Consider the following 22,824-nt stretch of genomic DNA (forward strand, 5'->3'; position numbering starts at 1 on the left):
AAAGGGAAAGTAATCGTCATTGACCCCGGTCACGGCGGAGAAGATCCCGGAATGATCGGAATGAAATATGAAACGATGGAGAAAGAGCTTAATTTGAGCACTTCCTTCTACCTCGAGGATGAGCTTTGCAACCGCGGAGCTCGCGTCCTCATGACAAGAACGAAGGAAGAGGAGAGGCCCAATCTTTCCAATAGGGTGAAAATAAGCGAATCCGCTGGTGCGGACGCTTTCGTCAGCATTCATTATAATTCTTCGGAGAAAAATACGTCTGGCATACTTACCTTCTATTATTCGGAAACGAAAGATCGGCCATTGGCCCGCGCGATAGAAAACAGACTTGCGGACAGCATCGGCTTGAAGAGCAATGGGATTTCTTTCGGAAATCTTCACGTTTTGAGGGAAAATGATACGCTATCTACACTCGTAGAGCTCGGTTTCTTGTCCAACGCCAAGGATGAATCCATCGTCCGCGGCTCCGACTACCAGAAGAAAGCAGCCAGAGCAATTGCGAAAGGGCTGGAGGATTACTTCAGCAAGTAACTACATTCTTGATCGCAGAAGTGCAGACCGTCAGCTTTGGGCGGTCTGTTTTTTTATAAGGGTCCCGCCAACAAAACGTGGATTTCGTAGGTTAAGGGATGCGCGGTTTGTCAAATTAAAAGTGACGAATGTTCAAAAGTGAAATTGTTCTTCATTATGCTAACGAAGAAGGATAGTTCAATATCCAACTAAAACTAGGCTGCCGATAGCTTTATGTTCCGTTGTCATTTTAATATTCGACACTTTTGTTGGCAGATGTTAGGGGTTGGCACTTGGTAACACGTTTGTTGGTACTCCCTTTATATAACGGCCTTGTTTCGGATATAAATCCAAGATGTACCGTCTCTATTCGTAATAGCTGCGCGCTATAATGGATAGAGAGGTGATTTTATGTTTATTGAACCGATGTTGCTTGAAAAACGAGAATCCCCATTCGACGATGGCCGTTACATTTTTGAACCGAAGATCGACGGCCATCGTTTGATTCTTTCCTTCATTGACGGTCAAGTTCATCTATATACGCGCCATAAAACGGAAGTAACGCAGCAGTACCCGGAGTTACATCACGTGCCCGTTGAGCCAGGATGTCATGTCATCCTTGACGGTGAGGTGGCACGTATGGACGATAGCGGGTGGATCAATTTCGAAGAGGTCATGGAACGTTTTAAGCTGACGAAAGCGGTGAAAATACGCGATGCCGCATTAACGAAACCAGTCCATTATTACGTGTTCGACGTCTTGTATTATAATGGGATCGATATGCGTAATCGGCCGCTCACGGAACGGAAAGCGCTGCTCTTGCAGATCTTAACCGCGAACGCGTTCTATTCACCTGTATTATCCGTTGAAGGGACCGGGATTGCGTTATTCGATACGATTAAAGAGCGCCATTTAGAGGGAATCGTTGCAAAGCGGAAGAATAGCGTATATGTGAGTCGACGTAGTGATAAGTGGATGAAGATTATCAATTACCAATACGCTGATGTTCATATCGCGGGATATCGGAAAGATACATTCGGATGGCTCGCGCATGTGAATGGAAGGCCAGCAGGAACTATCGAATTAGCGGTGCCGAGCACGCATAAGAAGGCTTTTTATGGCGTCGCAAAAACGATTGTAACCGGGGAGGACCGGAATTACGTGTACGTGCAGCCACGAATTAAAGCGCGCGTTCGATTTCGGAACTATTATAAGAGCGGATTAATGCGATCGCTGGAATTTGTTGAGTTTATCTTTTGATTTTGACCGGATAAACGAATGTACAGGAATTCTGGATATAACGCTCGCCTTTAATGATGAAAATGTCTTCTGTTATCTCTTCGGGATTTACGTTCTTTTTTACTTCGTCGATTACGCCACTTCCGATTAGCTCATCTTCTAGGAATACGAAAATGGGTTTACGCTCGTCGTGGTCATGAATAAATGGATGGATGATGTTAAGATACGGAGCCCCTTATATCGTTTCATTGCCATCATCACCTCGTCGATATAATTCACAAATGCACGGAATTTCCTTCGTGATCTTTCTTTTACCAACTAGAAAATGAAAGCTGCATGCCATTTTTTGACCACCTGAACACAGTCCTTTTTAAAGTCTGTTCTTTGGGCCCAAAAGCATGACCATGCTTTAATAGTTAATCTCCCGGTTTACCGGCCCTAAATCTCAAGCGACCCCGGAAAGGTCATTTAACCTGTACATACAGCTGTACATATGTATAGCTGTATGTATTGTCACTTGGGATTTTTTTACGGGACTCGCAAGGAAGAAAAAGACCTCTGAGGTATTGCTTAAATATGATGGTTTTCTTCGTTCCTTTGTCTCTCCGTAACATTCATATTTTATGGAGCAGAGGGGAACCATGATCACTCTGTATCGCTTCATTTCATCATCGTTCCAAAAACAGTTTAGGTTAACAAAAAAGTTCAAAATTTCTCCAAAAATTGAGGTATAAAAATCAAATCATTCCACAAAATAACTTCACATCTAACTAGGGAGTGAACATACATGAGCAGAAAAAGTTTAGTCGTTCCACAGGCACAAGCAGCACTTGACCAAATGAAATATGAGGTAGCACAACAGTTTGGAATTCAATGGTCTCCAGATGGTTACAATGGGAATTTGACTACTCGTGATGCAGGTACTATTGGTGGAAACATCACAAGAACATTAATTCAAATTGCTGAACAATCTCTTGGCTCAGGTGCAAGAAGATTCTAAATAGGGGTCCCGCCAAACGTTTCGTACACTAAGGGATGCATGGCAAATAAAGGTTCCGTGGAAAAGATCCTCGGGACCTTTTTCTGTGTTCAGATTTAGTTCAGAGAGCTATCATTGATAGGAAACGCTGAACGCATGTGGTTAGCTGAAAAGCGGATTCTAGCAACGGGTTATAGTGAAATTCGCTTGCTATTACGAAAACCGGATTCCCTTGTAGAATAAAGGATCCGGTTTTTTCATGCAATGCATTGCTTAGCATACGATATTTTCCTGTTCGTGTGGTGACCCCACTATACGAGCCATTCATCAATTCGCGAGCTAATCCCTCTAGTCGGGTCGCATGGGAATCTGCTGCGTCCGTATCCATCGCATACCTCCATGATTCTGTCATGTTGAAGAAGCTTCGTAGAGCGACCTCCCGATGGGCTTTTTGAGGCTATGACCTCGTATGCAACCTCATCGTACCGAGGTTCTTATTATTTTTGCAAAGACCAAATTATTTTTAAATATTCCTTGACGAGAATATTCCTTATCAGGTATATTGGATCTATAAACAACGAACCACGACAATAACGAACAGTTAAGGAGGTATCCGCACAATGCTATGAATACTACGATCCTAAGTGCGCTCGCCGAGACGAACCGGTTGCAAATTGTCGAGCTGCTCTGCAGCGGACCGCTTACCGTCGGTGAGATTGCAGATTGGCTGCAGATCCGTCAGCCCCAGGCATCTAAGCATCTGAAGGTGCTTCTAGAGGCAGGTCTGGTGGAGGTGATCGCTGAGGCGAATCGCCGGATCTACAAGCTGAGGCTCGAGCCCTTCAAGGAATTGAACACATGGCTTGAGGGCTACCGCGACATCTGGCAGGACCGGCTCGACAATCTCAATCAATACGTGCAAGAGCTATTCAAAAAAGAAAATAAACAGGAGGAGTAATTTATGACACAAGGACCAGCTATGAGTAATACACAAACTTCTATACAAGGTCGGGAGCTCCGGGTTCAGCGTATGTTTCAAGCGCCTCGCGAGCTTGTCTTTCAGGCCTGGACGGACCCGAAGCATCTGCCGAACTGGTGGGGGCCAAACGGCTTCACGATTACCATGCAGGAGTTCGAGCTAACGCCAGGCGGCACATGGCGGTATATCATGCACGGCCCCGATGGGACGGATTACGACAATGTCATTCGATACTTAGATATCGCTGCGCCGGAGCGACTGGTCTATCATCACGGCGATACGCAGAATGAACAGATGTTCCATGTAACAGTCACCTTCGTTGACAAGGGGGCAGCCACGGAGTTGATGATGACCAGCCTGTTCCCAACCGCAGAGGAGTTGGAGATGGCTGTACAACAATACGGAGCTGTGGAGGGTGCCAATCAGACGCTGAATCGTCTGGAGTCTGCGCTTTCCGAGCTGAACCGATAAGGAGGAAGAGCGAGATTATGCGTAAACTCATTGTTACCTACTGGATTTGCACCGGATTAGTGGCCCTGCTTATGGGGTTAGGTTCCTTGCCTAACATTCTTTCATCGGCCGATTCTATTGCCCTTTTTCAACAGCTGGGTTATCCTGCTTATCTTCTCCCCTTCCTCGGGGTGGCGAAGCTGCTGGGCGTTATTGCGATTATCTTGCCTGGGTTTCCTAGAATCAAGGAATGGGCATATGCCGGACTTACCTTCGACCTCGCTGGTGCCACGTTTTCCTTCATTGCCATCGGGACAGCCGCTGAAGGAATCTTCATGATCCTCGGGTTCCTGGTGATTGCAGGTTCCTACGTAACGTACCACAAAATTAGAAAAGTCAAGATGGCTTAGGAGGACAGTCTCGGAGAATAAAGAAACCTGTAGCTGTAGTAAAGACCAGGAGCATCGAGTTGGGTAATTAATTAAAACAAGGGAGTGGAAAAATCAATGATTAGTAAAGTTGGTCAAATTATGTTGTATGTCAATAACCAAGATGAAGCGCGGGATTTTTGGACAGAAAAAGTTGGATTTCATGTCATTTCCGAAGAAAATAATGGGCAAGGCATGAGATGGATTGAAATTGCTCCTACAAAAGGAGCAGAAACAAGCATCATTCTCCATAATAAGGAATTCGTTGCTAAAATGTCACCTGGATTAAATCTCGGTACACCTTCCTTAATGTTTTTTTCGGAAAATCTCGATCAATTACACGGGGACTTATCCAATAAAAATATCAAAGTCGGGGAAATTGTAACTATTCCTTCCGGAAGAGTATTTAACTTCGCGGATAATGAAGAAAACTACTTTGCCGTAATGGAAAAAAAATGAATGGTCCTATAATTCAATAAAACAGCGGTAGTCTAATGTAGTGTAATGTTTATGATAAAATAATAAGCCCATCACCTTTGGATTTGGCTTTTATTGAAAAAACTAAAACAACAAAATAAGGCTTTTCAAGAAGCGGCAAGTAGTAAAGAAAATGTGTACCAGGAAAATAAAGTTGTAGACTGACGTTGTTGATTCTACGCGGTTTTCAAATTCTAGAATCGTCAGCCTATCATAAATAAGTTTTAGACTAATAACGCATGTCACGCATCGAGCGTAACTGTCCAAAGGAAATAAAGTATTAGACTGGCAAGCAAACTGCAACTTCGCTGGTCGGCTGCGCCGCCGGCTAACCAATCGCGCTGAACCAGCGCTTGTGGAAGAACAAAGGAGCACGAACCGCAGCTTCGCCTTGCAGCTGGCCGTCGACGTGAGAGTCTATAACTTTATTTTCTTCGGACACTTCTCGGGTCGCTTTAGCTTTTAGTGTGCTTTTTCGATTATATATTAATCGTACGCCCCTCCACTTTTCCTTTTGTCGGATGGGGATCTCCCGGTGGTGTCAATACACCAATATGAAACCCATTTTTGTCGTATACCTCCACTTCTCCGTGAAGTGGGTCTTTGTGATAATAGCGACGTTTCTTTTTGTCTGCGTAAATCCACTCCTTTTTCCAACGATGCTTTGTTCGATTCAAATCTAACAATTTCACAATCGGATAGTCCTTAAAAAGGACTTCTCTCCAATTCCGTTCATATTCTTCCATAAAAATAAGCGCTCCTTTTCGAGTGAAATGAAAAGAGCGCAGGAGATAATCTCCTGCGCTCGTCCGCCAAAATAACGGGAACAAAAAAAAGCCCCACGTGGCAGCCGTGGCCGTCACTTGGGGCTTTTACTTACAGTGTGAGAGAAAAAAATCACACCATCATGTTCTTATTAAATTGAAGGGTTCTTTCATCAACAAAATGAAAACGCTTAAATATGTGGCAACAAAAAAGGGCTCTAGCAGCAGTCAATAATGACCGCCACTAGAGCCCTTTTAATTGTCGTCAGGCTAATCCTGTATATACTAGAAGACAGGCTATCCTATATAAATTAGAAAATACCTATACCTGGATATGCTTCTGAAACTTTATACATTGAACTACTAATAAAGTAGGCAACCTTTAAAATAGAGTCAACCTAACAATTAGTCATGGCAAATGGAATAATATTTGTTCCCCAGCATGAAATGAAAATAACAACCGTTTTAGTCTTTTTCAAAATTTCTACCTAAAAATTTCAATATGTTTTTCTCCCCCCTGGTTTTATTCTTGTGTACATTTTGTTGTGTGGATCCGGAAATAAAGGCACTCTGAGCTTCCGTTACCGGATTTTTGCCATAACATTGCTCGATCGCCTCACGTTGTCGTTCGCTTTTCAATGCAGCCTTATGTAAACGCGTCTGAACAACAAGGCCGAAAAACAGTCGTTTGTGCTCTAGACTTAGTTTTATTTCTTGTTTATTTGTAGCAGCAGCCATTCGTTGTAAACTTTCACGCAGTTGCTCTGGATCTCGTTGTTCATCCGTATTTTGCGAAATCAAATGTTCCCTTAGCGCATCAATCCGGTTTTTATCCTTATTTCCATTTACGAATTTATTTCTCCGCCAATCCCTACGAATCCGACTAATGACATTAATCCGAATGTAGCGATAAAATCCCTTCTCCAGATCCACACGGGGAATAAACTCCATTGCAATGTACCGATACATTTCATCTTCTTTATCCGCTCGCGGAACATCCGCGACATCATTCCAGTAGGAACCAAGAGCCGATCGAACCATGTTGCGAAATTGAATTTTAAACTGACCATAGTCGGCCGATGTTACCGAATTTTCACGGATAGCCGTTGCTATCCTCATAATTTCTTTCACTTCTAAATTCTTTAAATGTGCCGTCTCCGTTTTCTTATCTGGAAAGTCTTCAGGCTCAACAATGAGCTTTGTTGTATAAATGTCATATCCCTTACGGAGTTGGCCATGTTTTTTCCGTACAAGAGAAAGCGCGCTTTGTTCGTCTACTGCTTGTACTTCCTCTCGTACTTCCGTACCATCAAGTTGAAAACCGCGAACCTGAAACTTTTCCATATTGCTCCCACTTTCTATTTGCACGTCCTTTCATTTTCGTACGATTCATTCAAAAAATCCAGAACCACAAGTAGATTTTTATAAATTAAAGCTCCGGTTATGCAGAAAATAAAGTCAAATATGGTCGCTAAAGAAATGTGATTTTATGGTAAGATGTTTTTAGTATTTTAATAGGGGGATATACATGTGAAAAAGGTTTTATCAAAGAAGTGGCTACTTATGCTACTGACGGTCGGAATGGCGGTTTCTATTTCTGCTTGTGGTACTGAGGAGGAAGAGCCAGTAGGCACCGAAGTAGTAGTCAAAGAAGAAGTCAAAGCAGAAGAACCTGATAAAGCAGAAGGGTATACAGCGGATAACGCTTATACTTGGTTGAAAGAGTCGGGACTGGTTGCAAGTGAGGCTGAAGATGTAACAGAAGAATATAAAGCTGCTGAAGGTCTGGTGAAAGGGTTAAAGACAGATGAGGTAGATATCATGGAATTTGAGAAAGATGAACATGCTCTAAAATATCATAATCCTGATCTAAATAGCTACGCGGTTAAAAATATCAATATTCTGATTAAAAAAGGACAAGATAACGCAGAAAATTTTCTGAAGGTTTTAGAAGAAGGTAAAGCATTAACGGTACAAACTGCGTATGCTTCCGACGAGCAAAAGAAAGTAGCTGAATTGATGGATAGCGGTGCTGATTTCTTACCTGTAGTGGAAGCGTACTTTGCTTTACCGAAAGGCGGCCAGAGAACAACAACATGGGCTAGCTTTATGCATGGGAAAATTGTTACTTGGTCTGGAATCATAGCAGATACAGAAACGATCGGGGACAGCTTGGTTGTGTATGCTGGCGAAAATTATAATGGTGAAGATTGGACAACCATTAGTACGGAAAAGAAAGACATGATGCCGTACACCTTTATTGTTGAATTGAAAGATGAAGCCCTGAAAAAAGGATTGAAAAATGGAGATAAAGTGAAGTTAACAGCATCGCTTGATTCCCGTGGTGATAAAGAATTGCAATATAACTGGAAGCTGTATGAAGGCGAAGTTGTGAAGTAAGTGAGAGGATTTATTCCTCTCTTTTTTGTCTTCACTACATATTATCTGGCTATGATTATAGTTGTTGTGCCATACTACACTACTATCGGGAGTGAAATATATCGTATAGTAATTTCTGTTTTTTAGATATAATAAGCATAAGAAAATGTACGACAACATACACCAGGAAGGTGATGGGATATGACAAAAGCAGATGAGTTTAAAGCTCAAGGTGACAGTGAAATAATCATTCAGGTAGGCGATGGTGAGGTATGGGCTATCGATGAGAGTGGCTCGCTAGTTGTTATTGGAAAAATAGAGCGTATTGAGTTATCCATCGAAGAACCAGAAGAAACGCCAGGTGTATATCGTGTTGAGTATGTAATGATATACGATGATAATGATGAAAAATTGCATGATGACCAAGATGTGGTGGATAATACCGAATATCACGCTCACCATGAGTTGGTAGATGCGCTTGCTATCAAGTATGGAGTTTCAAAGGATATAATAGATGTTGTATAATCCTCAATTTTAAAAATCAGTAGATGTTCACTGTTTTAGAGATCTATTCTCTAATGCAGTGGGCTTTTTATTTTTAGAAGCAAATATTGAAAAGCATTTTGGATCCCTCAGTAGACCAACTGTCAGCAAAAAATAAAGTATTAGACTGGATGGCTATATTCCATACGGCTTTTCGAACTTTTGTACCGTCAGACGCTGTAAAATAAGTTTTAGACTGAGGTCTAGGAATTAAACAGCGACAGCCAAGGAAAAGAAAATAAAGTCCTAGACTGTCGCTTTATTATTGAACTAATGTGTCCCGTTAGTTTAATGAAAATGAGTAATAAGGATGCGCTGCAGCCTGCTTCCTTATAGTAAGAACCCTATATCCTAAGTATCTAGTCATCCAATATTTGAGTGGATTCAGTCTTAAATTAGGTGATGCCTACAAACCATCGATCTAATTCGTATCATCTTTCCTGCAGTCAACGTAGCTTTGATGCTACAAGACCTACTATCGTCGTCAGGAATCGGATAATGATCTTGTCATCCCGCGTTGAAAACAACCTTACCCCATAAAATAAAAGTGCCGCGATTTACACGGCAATTAATGATCTAATGTTCTTGTATTCTGACAGCTAGAGTGGAACGGAAGATATCAGACAAACGAGTCTTGAAGCTGATTCGGTCCTACTTGAACTCAATGTAAATTTCCCCCTTCAATTTATCCTTTGTGGCACACTGGATAGTGTAAGTTAAACAGAAAAAAAGAAACCACATGGAGTTGGGAACACTCGCATGTGGCCAGTCTTTGTATCTAACTAATCCATCTTTTTGTATTCTCTCGGAACAAGTGTAGTTATATCTTTTTCCCACCAGAACTCATCTTCTAAATAGATCTCATTCGCCCAAAATTCGGGGGTTTCATGAAATAGCATACTATTCTCATCAGTAAAATCATTGCCACACCAAAAGTTATTAATTCTTCCAACAGCTTCTTCATTCGAAACTTTGTAGCTTTTCATCATAAAAGCAGCAATTGCAATGACGTAGTCCTGAGAGTCTTGATTAGTTTTAAAAGTAAACTTGTTTTCCAACATACATCATTCCTCCCTCATTTTTTTCCATAGTATCTTGTTCCCACCGGAATAGCGGAAGAAATTATCAAGAGATCATACATCTTGAGCTTGATCGGCTCGACATCAAATTAGTCATAATAAAGAACTAGCTCCCAGATCGTGTTGGGCTGCTACAATTATGTGTTATTCAGCTAACGTACCCGTTAGTTGAATAATTTATCTCAATTTAGATAAAACCTCGCCAATATTACTCCACTCATATATAAGAAGATTCAATTCATTACCGGCAATTGTTATCTTATCCGCTTTAAATAAATTAGCACCGTAATATTCGTAGAAATAACGGGTTTTATTATCTTCTAATACTTCAACAAAAACCCTATTGTAACCGAGTTCTTCAAATTGAAGAAAAAGTTGTTTAAAAAGTTGCTTCCCCACACCTTTTCCTTGATATTCTTCAAGCAAATATATAGATGTTAAATCACCAGAATTATCGATATTATTACTTTCTCTTTTTCCGCAATCTGCAAATCCTACGATTTCTCCCTCATTATTTAATGCGACAAATATATAATTCCCCTTTTTAGAGATATTACGATTCCACAAGTCCTTTCGTTGGTCATAAGACAGGTTCTTTAAAAACTCATCTGATATAATGTTTTTATAAGTAGACTTCCAACTATCAACGTGAACCTTTGCAATACCCTTTGCATCATCTAAAATAGCTTTTCTAATGTACATTGAATCTCCCCCTCCTTCGGAAAGTAAAGCTCAAAGCATTTGTTCCATCTTATAACAAAATTTCCTTCGCTTGTATAAACTAACCTGCCCGTTAGCTTAATGAAGTGGCGGCAGTCTAATACTTTATTTTCTCAGTCTACAACTTTATTTTCCGAGTCTAACACTTTATTTTTCAGTCTAATACTTTATTTTCTTTGAACAAAATGCGTAAGCCTATGGATTTTGCTAGTATAGATATACGCGGTTTCGTACGCTAAGCGATACGCGGCAAAGCATCGGTAAAAAAAGGTTCCTTGGGAAAGCATCCTCAGGACCTTTTTTTGTGTTCAGGTGAAGTATTAGCTAACACAGATCGGAAATACCGATTGAAGTATGAAATTAACAAAAGGAACAAAGTGTTAAATTGGTGAAAACGCATGTGGATAGCTGAAAAGCAGCTTCTAGCAATGCGTTTTTTGTTTATTTTCGGTTCATTAAATACTTGTACTTAACATTTTGATTCTATTGTATAATTTAGTTTATCATTTCGAGTGGGAGGAGTGTTACCCCTGCGACCATCTCAAGGTGCAAATACCGTTCAACCAATCCGTGACCTGGAGAAGATCCGTCAGATAAAAGAACTGCTTATACATCGATCTTACCGGGATTATTTTTTATTTATTATGGGGATTAATTCAGGCCTTAGAATCAGCGACATTTTGCCGCTGCGTGTGTGGGATGTGAAGTCGGCCACGCATCTCAAGGTACGGGAGAAAAAGACCGGAAAGATACGGCGCATTTTGATGACAGATGCGCTAAAAAACGAAATCCAAAAATATTGCCGTACACTAGGGGATTCGGATTATTTGTTTCCTTCACGGAATGGGGATAAGCCGCTTAGCCGCGTACAAGCTTGGAACATTATTAATGCTGCTGGGCGGGATGCCGGCATTCAGGACTCGATAGGGACACATAGCATGAGAAAGACTTTTGGGTATCACTTTTATCAAAAGTATAAGGATCTGGCTCTACTTCAACAGATTTTCGGACATTCGTCTCAATCCGTGACCATGCGCTATATTGGGATCACCGATGACATGATTAATCAGGCCATGCAGAACTTTTCGTTGTAACAATAAGTAATGTTTAAAAGATTTTAAAATAAGGCCGATAAACATGTGGTACATATTTATTATCATTATGTCACGTTTAGATTAGCCGCGGGGAGCCGTATCATAAATAGAGCAGGGGAAAATTGGTTGCTTAAGTAAGTTATCTCCTGACAGATATTGTTTCAGGCTTGTATTGATAATGAGATGTTTAAAACTCTAGTATCAAAGAAGCAGGCCTGATATTTTTTAGTGCGGGGTTGCCTAGCTTCCTATTAAGGCAACTACCAGATAGGAGAACCGACCGATGAAATCTGAAGCAGAAACACGAAAAGAGCTAATTGATGAAAAACTTTATGCTGCTGGCTGGGATGTTAACAATCTTACACAGGTCACAAAAGAGTTTGATATTTCTGTGCCTCTAGCAGAGGGTGTAGCAGAAGCGCGAACGCCTTATGAAGGTCATCAATATAGTGATTATGTTCTTCTGGGGAGAGATAGGAAACCGCTGGCCGTTGTTGAAGCTAAGAAGACTTCCAAAGACGCTGCGATCGGTAGGGAACAGGCTAAACAGTATTGTTACAACATTCAGAAACAATATGGCGGTAAACTCCCATTCTGTTTTTATACGAATGGTCTCGAGATTCATTTCTGGGACTTGGAGAATTACCCACCCAGAAAAGTAGTTGGGTTTCCAAGTCGAGATGATTTAGAGCGATTCCAATATATTCGAGAACATAGAAAACCACTTGCTGATGAGCTAATAAACACTGAAATTGCAGGAAGAGATTATCAGATTCGTGCGATTCGTGCGGTGATGGAAGGGATAGAGAAGAAACAACGAAATTTTCTTCTGGTGATGGCAACGGGAACCGGGAAAACAAGAACCTGTATTGCCCTTGTGGATGCTCTAATGCGTGCAGGCCATGCTGAACGGGTGTTATTTCTGGTGGATAGAATAGCATTACGAGAGCAGGGACTAGTTGCTTTCAAGGAACACTTGCCCAATGAACCCCGTTGGCCTAAGGTCGGTGAGAAGCTAATTACGAAAGATCGCCGTATCTATATTTCAACCTATCCTACAATGCTCAATATTATAAGGGAAGAAGTCAATAACCTCTCACCGCACTTCTTCGATTTGATTGTGATTGATGAAAGTCATCGCTCCATATATAACACATACGGAGAAGTGCTCGATTATTTCAAGGCGATCAGTCTTGGATTAACGGCTACTCCAACAGATATCATTGACCATAATACGTTCAAGCTATTTAACTGTGATGATGGTCTTCCAACCTTTGCTTACACGTATGAGGAGGCAGTTAGTCACATCCCGCCTTATTTGTGTAATTTTCAAGTGATGAAGATACATACCAAGTTTCAGGATGAAGGTATTAGCAAACGGACGATCTCCTTGGAAGACCAAAAGCGATTAATCCTTGAAGGTAAAGAGGTTGAAGAGATCAATTTCGAAGGCACTGAGCTGGAGAAGACGGTTATCAATAAAGGAACCAATGCACTTATTGTGAAAGAGTTCATGGAAGAATCAATCAAGGATACAAACGGTGTATTGCCTGGGAAAACGATATTCTTCTGTTCTTCCAAGTCTCATGCCCGGCGGATCGAGCAAATATTTGACTCGCTTTACCCGGAATACGCAGGGGAATTAGCTAAGGTGCTTGTCTCGGATGATCCACGTGTTTATGGAAAGGGCGGTCTTCTGGATCAGTTCACCAATAACGATATGCCTCGCATTGCTCTTAGTGTGGATATGCTTGATACAGGAATTGATATTAGAGAACTGGTTAACCTTGTTTTCGCAAAGCCAGTTTATTCTTACACCAAGTTCTGGCAGATGATTGGTCGGGGCACTCGACTATTAGAATCACATAAAATAAAGCCCTGGTGTACCGAAAAAGACCGGTTCCTTATACTGGATTGCTGGGACAACTTTGAATATTTCAAGCTCAATCCTAAAGGCAAAGAAACGACAGTTCAAATTCCACTCCCTGTACGTTTTGTCGGTATCAGGCTAGATAAGATTGAAAAAGCACTCGATTTGCACAACTATGACATTGCTGAGAAAGAGATTAATAAGCTTCGACAACAAATTCAGGAACTCCCGAGAAACTCGGTGGTTATTCAGGAGTCAGCCACAGACTTATACAAGATAGAAGACAATAATTTTTGGACAAAATTAACGCATGACAAGATTGAATTCTTACGTGCAACAATAAAACCACTATTTAGAACAGTTTCACAAACGGATTTCAAGGCTATGCGATTCCAGAAAGACCTACTTGAAGCATCGTTAGCGAAGTTGGCTAATGAACAAGAGAAATTCGAGACATTAAAGGATAACATCGTCGAATTGATTGGCGAACTTCCGCTATCGGTTAATATTGTTGCCAGGGAAGAGGCCATTATTAAGCTAGCTCAAACAAATCATTACTGGGCAAAGGCAACAGACGAAACATTCGATGAAATTGCTGTAAGGCTATCTGCTCTTATGAAATATCGTGATAATGATACTAAACCTCTTGGACTTTCTCAGTATGATTTTATCGATTCTCTAAAAACAAAAGAAATGGTGGAATTCGGTCCCGAACATTCAGCAGTCAGTGTCTCTAAGTACCGTGAAATGGTGGAGAAGTTCATTATGGAGCTTACTGAGAGTAACCCCATTCTTCAGAAGATCAAAGAAGGAATTGTGATTTCTGAGGAGGAGGCTCAGGAGCTTGCCACACTATTGCATGATGAGCATCCGCATATCACCGAAGATTTACTTAAGAATGTTTATAAAAACCGTAAGGCAAAGTTCATTCAGTTCATAAGACATATTATGGGGCTTGAACCATTAGAAAGCTTTCCTGAAACAGTCACCAGGGCATTCGAACAATTCATCTATAACCATACGAATCTAAGCTCCCGACAACTAGATTTCTTAAATCTACTTAAAGAATTTATCTTAGAGAAAGAGACCGTGCAGAAACGGGATTTAATTGAGTCGCCCTTTACTGTATTGCACCCACAAGGAATCCGTGGCTTATTTACCGCGGCGGAAATCAACGAGATTATAGAATTTACAAAAAAGGTGGCAGCATAAAATGTTACAAAATAACTCAGTACTTAAAATTAAAATTGAGCAACTGTGGAATAAATTTTGGAGCGGCGGTATATCCAATCCTCTTACAGCCATTGAACAAATTACTTATCTGCTTTTTATGAAACGACTGGATGATCTTGATCTGAAACGGATTTCTGATGCCGAATTTACGGGTGAAGAGTATATCTCCAAATTTGCTGGAGAATTTACGCTCCCCGGTACTAAACAGAAGATGGATAAGCAGACTCTTCGCTGGAGCCACTTCAAACGAATGTCGGCTGAAGAAATGCTTGATCATGTACAGTTGAAGGTATTCCCTTTTTTGAAAATGTTGAATGGTGATGAATCACCATTCACACATCACATGAAGAATGCGGTCTTTATTATCCCTAAGCCAGCTTTGCTAGTAGAAGCAATGTCAACCATTGAAGAAATATTTGCAGAGATTGAGAAAGATGCTAACGAGGGTGGCCAAGCTTTTCAGGATATCCAAGGGGATGTTTATGAGATGCTCCTTTCCGAAATTGCCTCAGCTGGTAAGAACGGACAGTTCAGAACACCTCGACATATCATTAAGTTAATTGTCGAAATGGTTGATCCACAACTGGGGAACCGGATTGCCGACCCTGCCTGTGGAACTGGTGGTTTTCTTCTGGGGGCTTATCAGTATATGGTGACCCAACTTGATAAGAATAAGAAGAATCTTCTGCCTGACGAAGATGGATTTATTCGCAATTCTGTGAGCGGACTCTTGACAAAAGAAGTGAGTGATATTCTGAATGACTGCTTATATGGCTATGATATAGATGTCACCATGGTGCGGTTGGGGCTAATGAACTTGATGATGCATGGTGTGGACACCCCTCACATTGATTATAAAGATACTTTGAGTAAAGGCTTTACCGAGTATAGCCAATATCAGATTATTATGGCCAATCCGCCATTTACCGGTAGTATTGATAAAGGAGATATCAACGAATCACTCAAATTAGGAACCACCAAAACGGAACTCTTATTTGTAGAAAATATTTATAATCTACTTAAAATGGGTGGAACAGCGGGCGTGATTGTTCCGCAGGGTGTTTTGTTTAGCAGTGGTAATGCCTTTGTAGAAGCGAGAAAAATACTTGTTGAAGAATGTGAACTTAAAGCAGTTATCACCATGCCTAGCGGAGTATTTAAGCCCTACGCAGGAGTAAGTACTGCCATTTTGATTTTCACTAAAGGAAGTGTGACCGAGAATGTCTGGTTTTACGATATGCGAAGCGATGGTTACAGCCTTGACGACAAGCGGACAAAACTTGAGGGGTATGGCGACCTACAAGATATCTTAATGCAATATAAGGAACGGGATCAGCGGAAAGAAAGTGACCGGAAAGAGAAGTTTTTCTTTGTTTCCAAAGAAGAGATTGTTAAAGAGAAATATGATCTTTCTATTAGTAAGTACAAAGAAGATGTATTTGAAGAGGATGTGTATGAAAAACCGGCAGTGATTCTTGCCAAGCTTAAGGATATGGAGAATGAAATTAATAAGGAGTTGTCTGAACTTGAGGAGATGTTGGGATGAAATATGAACTCCTTGGTGATATTGTTGAAGTTTCTAAAGGTAAGAAACACAACCCTGTAGAACATCCCAGCTTAAATTCTAAGAGAATAATAGGAATTAATGACCTTAGAAATGACAATGTTATTGTCTTAACAGATGACAATAATGGTGTTGAAGCCTACGAAAAAGATATTCTTATTGCTTGGGATGGAGCAAACGCAGGTACTATAGGTTACGGGAAGAAAGGATATATCGGTAGCACAATATCGAGATTGCGTATTAAAAATACAAAGAAGTATTCTGAAACATTCATTGGGAAGCTGCTTCAATCAAAATTTAACTATTTAAGATCAACAGCTACGGGTGCAACAATTCCACATATAAATCGTGCTGCGTTAGACAGTATTAAAATTCCTCAATTCGATTTGTCCGATCAAATCCGCATTGCTACCATTCTTACTCGGGCGGAAGTGCTTATAGCCAAACGTAAAGAGAGCATCAAGGCGTTGGATGAACTCATAAAGAGTACTTTTCTGGAGATGTTTGGGGACCTTGTAAGGAATGAGAAGGGTTGGGAGAATACTAAGTTAGGAAATATTTCAGATATTCAAGGTGGTTTGCAAGTTACAACCAAACGTGCTATAAATCCAATTGAATTACCCTATTTACGTGTAGCTAATGTTTATAGGGATTTGCTTGATCTTCGAGAAGTAAAAACAATAAAAGTAACGGAAGCAGAGGCAAAAAGGGTTTGTCTAAAAAAAGGTGATATCCTTGTCGTTGAAGGACATGGAAACCCAAAGGAGATTGGCCGTTCAGCTGTTTGGGACGGTTCAATTAATAATTGTTTACATCAGAATCATCTTATTCGAGTTAGAGTTGATACTAATTATGTTTTACCTGTTTTTATAAGTAACTATATTAATTCCTCAAGTGGAAGAAAGCAGATGTTTAAAGCGGGAAAGACCACTTCAGGATTAAATACAATTAGCTCAAAAAATGTAAAGGATACTTTGGTATTGCTTCCCCCCCTACCACTTCAAAATCAATTTACCGCTATTGTTGAAAAGGTGGGGGATTTGAAAGCAAGGTATACTCTGAGTCTCACCGAACTAGAAAACCTTTATGGTTCTCTAAGTCAACGAGCTTTTAAGGGAGAATTGGATTTAAGTAAGGTTCCGGTGGTTTACGAAACTGAAGTAGAAGTAGGAGAAGTAGTTGAAATGACAGGGAGGATGAACATGGAGTTAAAAACCAAACCAGAATTTACTGATAAAGATTTAGTAGTGTTAATAAAAAAATACTCTGGAAAGATATTCAGCTTTGATGAACTCTGGAAAGAAATTGAAACGTTAACAGATAAAAAAGCACCTTCAAGAAATGACATCCAGAATCGAATCATAATGTTGCTAGAATCGGACCAGATAAATTTTCAACAAGTATTTGATATTCTTACATCTCAGGATAACATACAATACAGTGAGAAACAGATAGCATTCAGGAGTAATTATGAAAATTAAACGTATAAAAATAATTACTCAATTCAGGGGCTTACCTGCTGGGTATGAGGTATTATTTAATAATGAACAATCAAAAAATATAACGGGTATTACCCCAATTTGTTTTGTTGGACTTAATGGTTCAGGTAAATCCAATGTATTGGAGGTAATAGCAGAAATATTTTATTATTTAGAGAACTATCATAAAGCATCAAAAGATAAGCTGAGGACATTCAAAACTGGTTTTGGGTTTGAAATTGAATACGAATTACCAAGAATATATGTAATGTCTGCTCGCATTTCATGGGATGAGTTAAAATCAAATTTAGATAAATCAAAGATTGATCCCATTATCAGGATTTCGAAACAAGTGAATCAATTTCCTGAAATATCAGCTCTGGTCAATGATAAAGGTTTTACTTTAAAAAACACTAACAATAACAATGATCGCATTCATGGGCTTTTACCTGCGCGTATTATTGCATATTCATCTGGGATGAATGAGTTATTGAGTAATCCATTTATAAAAATGGACTTTAACTACTTCGATGATCTAAAAGCTAAAACAGGAATCGATTCTTTAGACATGAATCGTATGTTCTTCTTAAACTATGACTCTAACAAATTTATAGTTGTCAGCAATTTTTTGTTTGATGCAGATGACTATGACATGACTTCATTTACAAAAGGCCAAAAAGCTACTGACTTTGGAGGTATAGATTTAAGCATTTTAAAAAAGGAACTATGCATCAAAAATTTGCAATCTTTTGTAATAAATATAAAGCTGAAAAAAAGTTTACATGAAAATGATTATTTACATTCAGAGCTTAATATCGCATTAGACAATCTAAAAAAATGCGCTACTTTCATAAATGAATCTACAAGAGAAACAAGAAATGATGCACTTCTTGAAATTGAGCTTGTATATTGGGTTAATAAATCGACAAAAGAAGCATTCCGTCACTATTTTAAAACAGCATATGATCTGTTTAGAGTATTTTACTTTTTTCAATTGCTTAATACTGAACTAATAAGTCAAGACACAAGAAAAGCTGTTGCTACTGCTAAAGCAGAATCATATGAAAATCTTTCTGATGAATTACCGAAGCATGAAGCTGGAAATCTAATTTTTAGAATATCAAGCATTACTTTTTGTAAACAGAATAATTCGCGTTTACATTATCGAAAGCTCTCAGATGGAGAGCATCAATTATTCCAGGTTTTTGGCAGTCTACTGCTAATGGACACAACAGGCTCTATGTTCCTTTTCGATGAACCCGATACTCATTTCAACCCTGATTGGCGTTCTAAGTTTGTCAGTATTATAAATAAATCAATAGACAAAGAACGTGATCAAGAAATAATAATTACCACACATTCACCATATATCGTTTCAGACTGCAAAAAAGAGAATGTCTTCGTTTTCCAGAGAAATCCTGATGGAACCTTATGTCATCCGAAGTCACCAGATATAAACACCTTCGGTACATCTATCAATATTCTTTCAGCTGCTGTTTTTGGCAAGGAGGATACTATATCTGAGTATTCAAAACAAAAGATCGATGAAATACGTGAAATGCCTTTAGAGACTTTAGAGAATATTCAGGCAGCAAAAGAAACATCCAGAGTTCTGGGGGAATCTGTTGAAAAAGTCTTATTATTCAAAGACCTTATTTCAAAAGAAAGTGAGCTCAAGAAATGATAAGGGCATATAAATATATTGACACAGTTCACTCTAAACTTCATGAGTATGTTATTTCTTTTTTTCTAAAAATTGAAACTGAAACAAATGGGTTTAAAGATGAATTGTTTGAACCTGAATTTCTTCCAATTGTAAATCGTCATCAGAAAATACTTAAGAATAGATTTAAGACAATATATGATCATGTCTCTAGTTTGGAAGCAACTGATCGCCAATTATTTTGTCAAAGAGTCATTGAAAGTAATCAAATTGAAAAGATTTGTCGCGGAGAATATAGACCACAAGCTTTTATCGGCAAGTCAACAGGAATTGATGTGACTCTAAAAGAATTGTTTCTTGATTTATATAACCAAGTACTTGATGGTGCCCCATTTCAAGAAAACGCCAATACAAAGCTGAGAGATCATTTTAATCAGTTTTGTGATATAAATGTAGATATTACTCTTTGTCCAATTTGTGGAATAGGAGAATTGAAAAAATCTCAGGATGAAACTCGAGATCAATACGATCATTACTTGCCGAAATCATTGTACCCGTTTTCTTCAATAAATTTTTATAATCTGGTTTTATGCTGTAAGGAATGCAACTCATTCGAGGCAAAAGGTGATAAGGATACTATTGCAGTTTCGACTGGAAAACTTTTTTTTCCATATGACGATAATCATAAAGGCATTTCATTAGCTGTGAATGTTAAACATGACAATCCTGATATTGAAAAAATAGATTGGGAACTGATTTTTAACATTCCTGACAATAAAAATGATGAAATTGAATCGTGGAAAACAATTTACTCAATTGAGAGTCGTTACCAAGGTTATGTGAGAGCGCGAGTAATGAAATGGTATAAATACTACTTTGGCTTTATTAGAAATTCAAAATTGGCTCATCTTGATATTTCTGACAGAAAACAATCATTTATGGTATCTCTTGAACTAAACGAGAGCCTTGGTTTGAATTTTATTAGTAAACCAACATTAGAAGGATTGCTTTCGGGTTCAAATATTGTACAAGCTGAAATTGAGGCAATGGAATATGTATAAGCAAAGATCCCTTTCAGCTATACAGTATCACGTAGGAAAAGAGAGATGGGCTCCTATTGTAGAAAGCACAAGGGAAGGTTCTTTTGGGTTTTGGCACCTGATCAGGTACACTTAAATTGAACCACAGACATTGTGAACCGTATCATAAGCAAAAGTCTGCCGCGGCGCACATTATTGTATCATCTAAATTTTATATAGAAACCCAGCATCATTTTATGAATGATGTTGGGTTTCTTTTACATGCTGTCATGATTTAACGAAATGCAAGTTTATCTTGATGCATAAGGTTTCTATTGTTTAAATAACGATCGTTTTTTAGACTTTGTAAACATCAGCTTAAAATGCCCCAAAATGACCATTGTATAAGTCTATTAAACCGTCTATTATTCAAGGTGTATTAAATATATAATTAGAAGGTTTAATAGACAGAAGGGGATTTTAAATTGGCCAAAATTGGTTATGCTCGTGTTTCGACTGCCGATCAGTCCATGGATTTACAAATCGATTCATTAAAGGCATCCGGATGTGAACGTATTTTCGAGGAAAAGGTATCCGGGAAGAAAAGTGACAGACCGGAGTTAGCTCGTTGCTTGGAGTACTTGCGTTCTGGGGATACATTAGTCATTTGGAAATTGGATCGCCTTGGTCGGACGACTAAACAGTTAATCGAGCTTTCGCATGATCTTAAGGAAAGAGGAATCAGTCTACATATCATCACTCTTGGAGTAGATACCAGTAAGCCGGCAGGCAAGCTTTTTTTTGCTATTATGGCTGGCTTGGCTGAAATGGAGGCAGAGACGATTCGAGAGAGAACCCAGGCCGGCTTACAAGCCGCTCGGGCTCGAGGTAGAAAAGGAGGAAGACCGCCATTGGATAAGAGCAAAATTGAAATGGCGTTAATTTTGTATGACAGTCGGAAATATACCATAAAAGAAATAACTGATCAGACGGGTGTATCCAAAGCAAAGCTATATCAAGTTCTTAAAGTCAGGTAATGAATAGTTCATGAACCAAAGAAAAAGTTTTAGACAGGTATGTCATTATGCTAACGGGGAACGTTAGTTGAATATACCTCCCTTAACAAAGCCTTTATTGTAAGAAACAGAAGGTAAGGAGAGGTGTGAGGAGTGGCCGATATGCAGGCGATGGGAACGACGATCAAAAATATGTATACTGAACTCTTAGTACGGCACGGATTTCCAGTTCCCCCGGTTGGATTGGAGTCGGAACGGCTGCACCTTCTGTGAGTAACGAGGCTTGAAATGGTATCGGCGGTTCAATAACCTGTGTTTCCTCTGTTATTTTAACAGGAGTTCTAATCAACGTTACGCCTAACGTACTTGCAATGGTGTTGGCTTTGCTTTCGGCATTTTGAATGGCAGTCGACAGAGCTTGGTTATAGTATATTTCGAGATTTGGTACTGTGAATCGTATGCTTGAGACGAAGTTGGCTCCGCTATTAACAGCCGTATCGACAACAAGTCCCGTCTGCTCAACTCTATCTATCGTGATCTGAAGCAGATGCGTCACCCGGTAGCCTCTTAAAATTTGAGTTCCATCCTCATAGTTGTACTGTATTTCGATTCTGTAAGTGACCGTCTGAATTTGTTCTCTCGGAATGTTTAAGCTTAACAGGGCGTTAATTACATTTGTTACGGCAGAGGCATTTTCACTTTGGGCGGTGGCGAGACTCGGGCTTTCCGTTATTACGCCTAGAACAATAATGGCTCTTTTCGGAGCCGTTGAAACCTTTCCTTCCCCCGTAACCGTAATCAAACGGTTATAGTGAGATAAGGGAGCAGCCGTCATAGCGGGTGAAGTCAACGGATGAGAATAATACATAAGCGCATCAACCTTTCCCGTTCATTGTATATATGTATTTATGACCTGTCGCGATGATTCCATCCCTTTTGAAGTTTCAATGTGTGACTTCAGCTAATGGGTACGATAGTTGAACGAAACAAGGAGCAGTTTGCCGTGGCAGCTGCTCCTGTTTTTTAATAAGCTATTCCTTGTCCCATATGAATACATTGATTGCATATAAACATGTGCGGATCATTATATTTCGAAGGAATTCACCCACTCGTTTAGATAAACCTCTGCGATACAAACCCATGTGCATAATCATTGTAACATATCAAATCGCGTGAAACTGAGGGGCGAGACGATCCGGAGTTAGATTGGAGTATTTCATGCTAATATGAACAAGAACGAACGGACTGCCGCGGCTAAGTGGCAGTCCGTTATGCATCCGAAGTATCGTCTGAAACACTCCTATAGAGGCAACCCATATCGTTTATTATAG

The 22,824-nt window shown here is 39.6% G+C and carries 21 protein-coding genes; 16 read left to right on the plus strand and 5 right to left on the minus strand.

Annotation, left to right across the window (positions count from 1 at the left end; translation table 11 throughout):
* The 7 genes from HI950_RS34420 to HI950_RS34450 all read left to right on the plus strand — a co-directional run.
* On the plus strand, nt 1–540 hold a 540-nt coding region (locus HI950_RS34420; RefSeq protein WP_169091460.1), incomplete at its 5' end, for an N-acetylmuramoyl-L-alanine amidase family protein.
* Nucleotides 541–930: 390 nt separating this feature from the next.
* The gene (locus HI950_RS34425; RefSeq protein WP_169091458.1) at nt 931–1,779 is read left to right on the plus strand and encodes an ATP-dependent DNA ligase; all 849 of its coding nucleotides are present in this window, start codon (nt 931–933) and stop codon (nt 1,777–1,779) included.
* Nucleotides 1,780–2,545: 766 nt separating this feature from the next.
* Nucleotides 2,546–2,758 (plus strand): alpha/beta-type small acid-soluble spore protein, encoded by a 213-nt coding sequence (locus HI950_RS34430; RefSeq protein WP_169091456.1) that lies wholly within the window; start codon nt 2,546–2,548, stop codon nt 2,756–2,758.
* A gap of 604 nt (nt 2,759–3,362) precedes the next feature.
* Nucleotides 3,363–3,695 carry an ArsR/SmtB family transcription factor gene (locus HI950_RS34435; protein WP_169091454.1) on the plus strand — a complete coding sequence of 111 codons (333 nt, stop codon included), beginning with the start codon at nt 3,363–3,365 and terminating at the stop codon, nt 3,693–3,695.
* 3 nt (nt 3,696–3,698) lie between these two features.
* The gene (locus tag HI950_RS34440; RefSeq protein WP_223285678.1) at nt 3,699–4,187 is read left to right on the plus strand and encodes an SRPBCC family protein; all 489 of its coding nucleotides are present in this window, start codon (nt 3,699–3,701) and stop codon (nt 4,185–4,187) included.
* A gap of 17 nt (nt 4,188–4,204) precedes the next feature.
* The gene (locus HI950_RS34445; RefSeq protein WP_169091451.1) at nt 4,205–4,576 is read left to right on the plus strand and encodes a DoxX family protein; all 372 of its coding nucleotides are present in this window, start codon (nt 4,205–4,207) and stop codon (nt 4,574–4,576) included.
* A gap of 96 nt (nt 4,577–4,672) precedes the next feature.
* Complete coding sequence (locus HI950_RS34450; RefSeq protein WP_169091449.1) at nt 4,673–5,053, plus strand: VOC family protein; 381 nt, start codon at nt 4,673–4,675, stop codon at nt 5,051–5,053.
* Nucleotides 5,054–5,550: 497 nt separating this feature from the next.
* Here the strand turns inward: HI950_RS34450 and HI950_RS34455 are convergent, their stop codons facing one another.
* Together HI950_RS34455 and HI950_RS34460 are read right to left on the minus strand one after the other, a co-directional pair.
* A complete protein-coding gene (locus tag HI950_RS34455) occupies nt 5,551–5,817 on the minus strand; it encodes a colicin E3/pyocin S6 family cytotoxin (RefSeq protein WP_169091447.1) in 267 nt (88 codons plus the stop codon).
* A 483-nt stretch (nt 5,818–6,300) separates the two neighbouring features.
* On the minus strand, nt 6,301–7,179 hold the full coding sequence (locus tag HI950_RS34460) for a hypothetical protein (protein WP_169091445.1): 879 nt from the start codon (nt 7,177–7,179) through the stop codon (nt 6,301–6,303).
* 186 nt (nt 7,180–7,365) lie between these two features.
* Between HI950_RS34460 and HI950_RS34465 the strand changes: the two genes are divergently transcribed.
* The gene (locus HI950_RS34465) at nt 7,366–8,235 is read left to right on the plus strand and encodes a hypothetical protein (protein WP_169091443.1); all 870 of its coding nucleotides are present in this window, start codon (nt 7,366–7,368) and stop codon (nt 8,233–8,235) included.
* Between the two features lie 180 nt (nt 8,236–8,415).
* On the plus strand, nt 8,416–8,739 hold the full coding sequence (locus HI950_RS34470) for a hypothetical protein (protein WP_169091441.1): 324 nt from the start codon (nt 8,416–8,418) through the stop codon (nt 8,737–8,739).
* An 800-nt stretch (nt 8,740–9,539) separates the two neighbouring features.
* On the opposite strand, the gene HI950_RS34475 is transcribed toward HI950_RS34470, so the two are convergent.
* Both HI950_RS34475 and HI950_RS34480 read right to left on the minus strand, forming a co-directional pair.
* Nucleotides 9,540–9,818 carry a hypothetical protein gene (locus HI950_RS34475; protein WP_169091439.1) on the minus strand — a complete coding sequence of 93 codons (279 nt, stop codon included), beginning with the start codon at nt 9,816–9,818 and terminating at the stop codon, nt 9,540–9,542.
* A 195-nt stretch (nt 9,819–10,013) separates the two neighbouring features.
* Entirely contained in the window at nt 10,014–10,538 is a 525-nt protein-coding gene (locus HI950_RS34480; protein WP_169091437.1) for a GNAT family N-acetyltransferase, read from the minus strand.
* A gap of 548 nt (nt 10,539–11,086) precedes the next feature.
* Here HI950_RS34480 and HI950_RS34485 point away from each other — a divergent pair.
* The 7 genes from HI950_RS34485 (at nt 11,087) to HI950_RS34515 (ending at nt 21,514) form a co-directional block, all read left to right on the plus strand.
* On the plus strand, nt 11,087–11,650 hold the full coding sequence (locus HI950_RS34485; protein WP_169091464.1) for a site-specific integrase: 564 nt from the start codon (nt 11,087–11,089) through the stop codon (nt 11,648–11,650).
* Nucleotides 11,651–11,933: 283 nt separating this feature from the next.
* The gene (locus HI950_RS34490; RefSeq protein ID WP_169091435.1) at nt 11,934–14,732 is read left to right on the plus strand and encodes a type I restriction endonuclease subunit R; all 2,799 of its coding nucleotides are present in this window, start codon (nt 11,934–11,936) and stop codon (nt 14,730–14,732) included.
* 1 nt (nt 14,733) lies between these two features.
* Nucleotides 14,734–16,299 (plus strand): type I restriction-modification system subunit M, encoded by a 1,566-nt coding sequence (locus HI950_RS34495; protein ID WP_169091432.1) that lies wholly within the window; start codon nt 14,734–14,736, stop codon nt 16,297–16,299.
* A complete protein-coding gene (locus HI950_RS34500) occupies nt 16,296–17,798 on the plus strand; it encodes a restriction endonuclease subunit S (RefSeq protein WP_169091430.1) in 1,503 nt (500 codons plus the stop codon). The genes HI950_RS34495 and HI950_RS34500 overlap by 4 nt, the downstream gene beginning before the upstream one ends.
* On the plus strand, nt 17,788–19,479 hold the full coding sequence (locus HI950_RS34505) for a restriction system-associated AAA family ATPase (RefSeq protein ID WP_169091428.1): 1,692 nt from the start codon (nt 17,788–17,790) through the stop codon (nt 19,477–19,479). The genes HI950_RS34500 and HI950_RS34505 overlap by 11 nt, the downstream gene beginning before the upstream one ends.
* A complete protein-coding gene (locus HI950_RS34510; RefSeq protein WP_169091427.1) occupies nt 19,476–20,519 on the plus strand; it encodes an HNH endonuclease in 1,044 nt (347 codons plus the stop codon). Before HI950_RS34505 ends, HI950_RS34510 begins: the two co-directional genes overlap by 4 nt.
* A 443-nt stretch (nt 20,520–20,962) precedes the next feature.
* The gene (locus tag HI950_RS34515) at nt 20,963–21,514 is read left to right on the plus strand and encodes a recombinase family protein (protein WP_169091425.1); all 552 of its coding nucleotides are present in this window, start codon (nt 20,963–20,965) and stop codon (nt 21,512–21,514) included.
* 163 nt (nt 21,515–21,677) lie between these two features.
* Here HI950_RS34515 and HI950_RS34520 read toward each other — a convergent pair whose 3' ends face one another.
* Nucleotides 21,678–22,361, minus strand: coding sequence for an SIMPL domain-containing protein (locus tag HI950_RS34520; protein ID WP_223285679.1), 684 nt, complete (start codon nt 22,359–22,361; stop codon nt 21,678–21,680).
* Between the last annotated feature and the right edge of the window lie 463 nt (nt 22,362–22,824).

Origin of the sequence: Paenibacillus sp. PL91 (assembly GCF_012935325.2) — a bacterium.
Lineage (GTDB): Bacteria > Bacillota > Bacilli > Paenibacillales > Paenibacillaceae > Pristimantibacillus.

Bases quoted from the DNA above. Each gene is read 5' to 3' on its own strand.
- HI950_RS34460 (WP_169091445.1), bottom strand. From the start codon at position 7,179: ATGGAAAAGTTTCAGGTTCGCGGTTTTCAACTTGATGGTACGGAAGTA.
- HI950_RS34495 (WP_169091432.1), top strand. From the start codon at position 14,734: ATGTTACAAAATAACTCAGTACTTAAAATTAAAATTGAGCAACTGTGG.
- HI950_RS34470 (WP_169091441.1), top strand. From the start codon at position 8,416: ATGACAAAAGCAGATGAGTTTAAAGCTCAAGGTGACAGTGAAATAATC.
- HI950_RS34505 (WP_169091428.1), top strand. From the start codon at position 17,788: ATGAAAATTAAACGTATAAAAATAATTACTCAATTCAGGGGCTTACCT.
- HI950_RS34445 (WP_169091451.1), top strand. From the start codon at position 4,205: ATGCGTAAACTCATTGTTACCTACTGGATTTGCACCGGATTAGTGGCC.
- HI950_RS34490 (WP_169091435.1), top strand. From the start codon at position 11,934: ATGAAATCTGAAGCAGAAACACGAAAAGAGCTAATTGATGAAAAACTT.
- HI950_RS34455 (WP_169091447.1), bottom strand. From the start codon at position 5,817: ATGGAAGAATATGAACGGAATTGGAGAGAAGTCCTTTTTAAGGACTAT.
- HI950_RS34440 (WP_223285678.1), top strand. From the start codon at position 3,699: ATGACACAAGGACCAGCTATGAGTAATACACAAACTTCTATACAAGGT.
- HI950_RS34425 (WP_169091458.1), top strand. From the start codon at position 931: ATGTTTATTGAACCGATGTTGCTTGAAAAACGAGAATCCCCATTCGAC.
- HI950_RS34520 (WP_223285679.1), bottom strand. From the start codon at position 22,361: ATGTATTATTCTCATCCGTTGACTTCACCCGCTATGACGGCTGCTCCC.
- HI950_RS34510 (WP_169091427.1), top strand. From the start codon at position 19,476: ATGATAAGGGCATATAAATATATTGACACAGTTCACTCTAAACTTCAT.
- HI950_RS34450 (WP_169091449.1), top strand. From the start codon at position 4,673: ATGATTAGTAAAGTTGGTCAAATTATGTTGTATGTCAATAACCAAGAT.
- HI950_RS34430 (WP_169091456.1), top strand. From the start codon at position 2,546: ATGAGCAGAAAAAGTTTAGTCGTTCCACAGGCACAAGCAGCACTTGAC.
- HI950_RS34435 (WP_169091454.1), top strand. From the start codon at position 3,363: ATGAATACTACGATCCTAAGTGCGCTCGCCGAGACGAACCGGTTGCAA.
- HI950_RS34475 (WP_169091439.1), bottom strand. From the start codon at position 9,818: ATGTTGGAAAACAAGTTTACTTTTAAAACTAATCAAGACTCTCAGGAC.
- HI950_RS34480 (WP_169091437.1), bottom strand. From the start codon at position 10,538: ATGTACATTAGAAAAGCTATTTTAGATGATGCAAAGGGTATTGCAAAG.
- HI950_RS34500 (WP_169091430.1), top strand. From the start codon at position 16,296: ATGAAATATGAACTCCTTGGTGATATTGTTGAAGTTTCTAAAGGTAAG.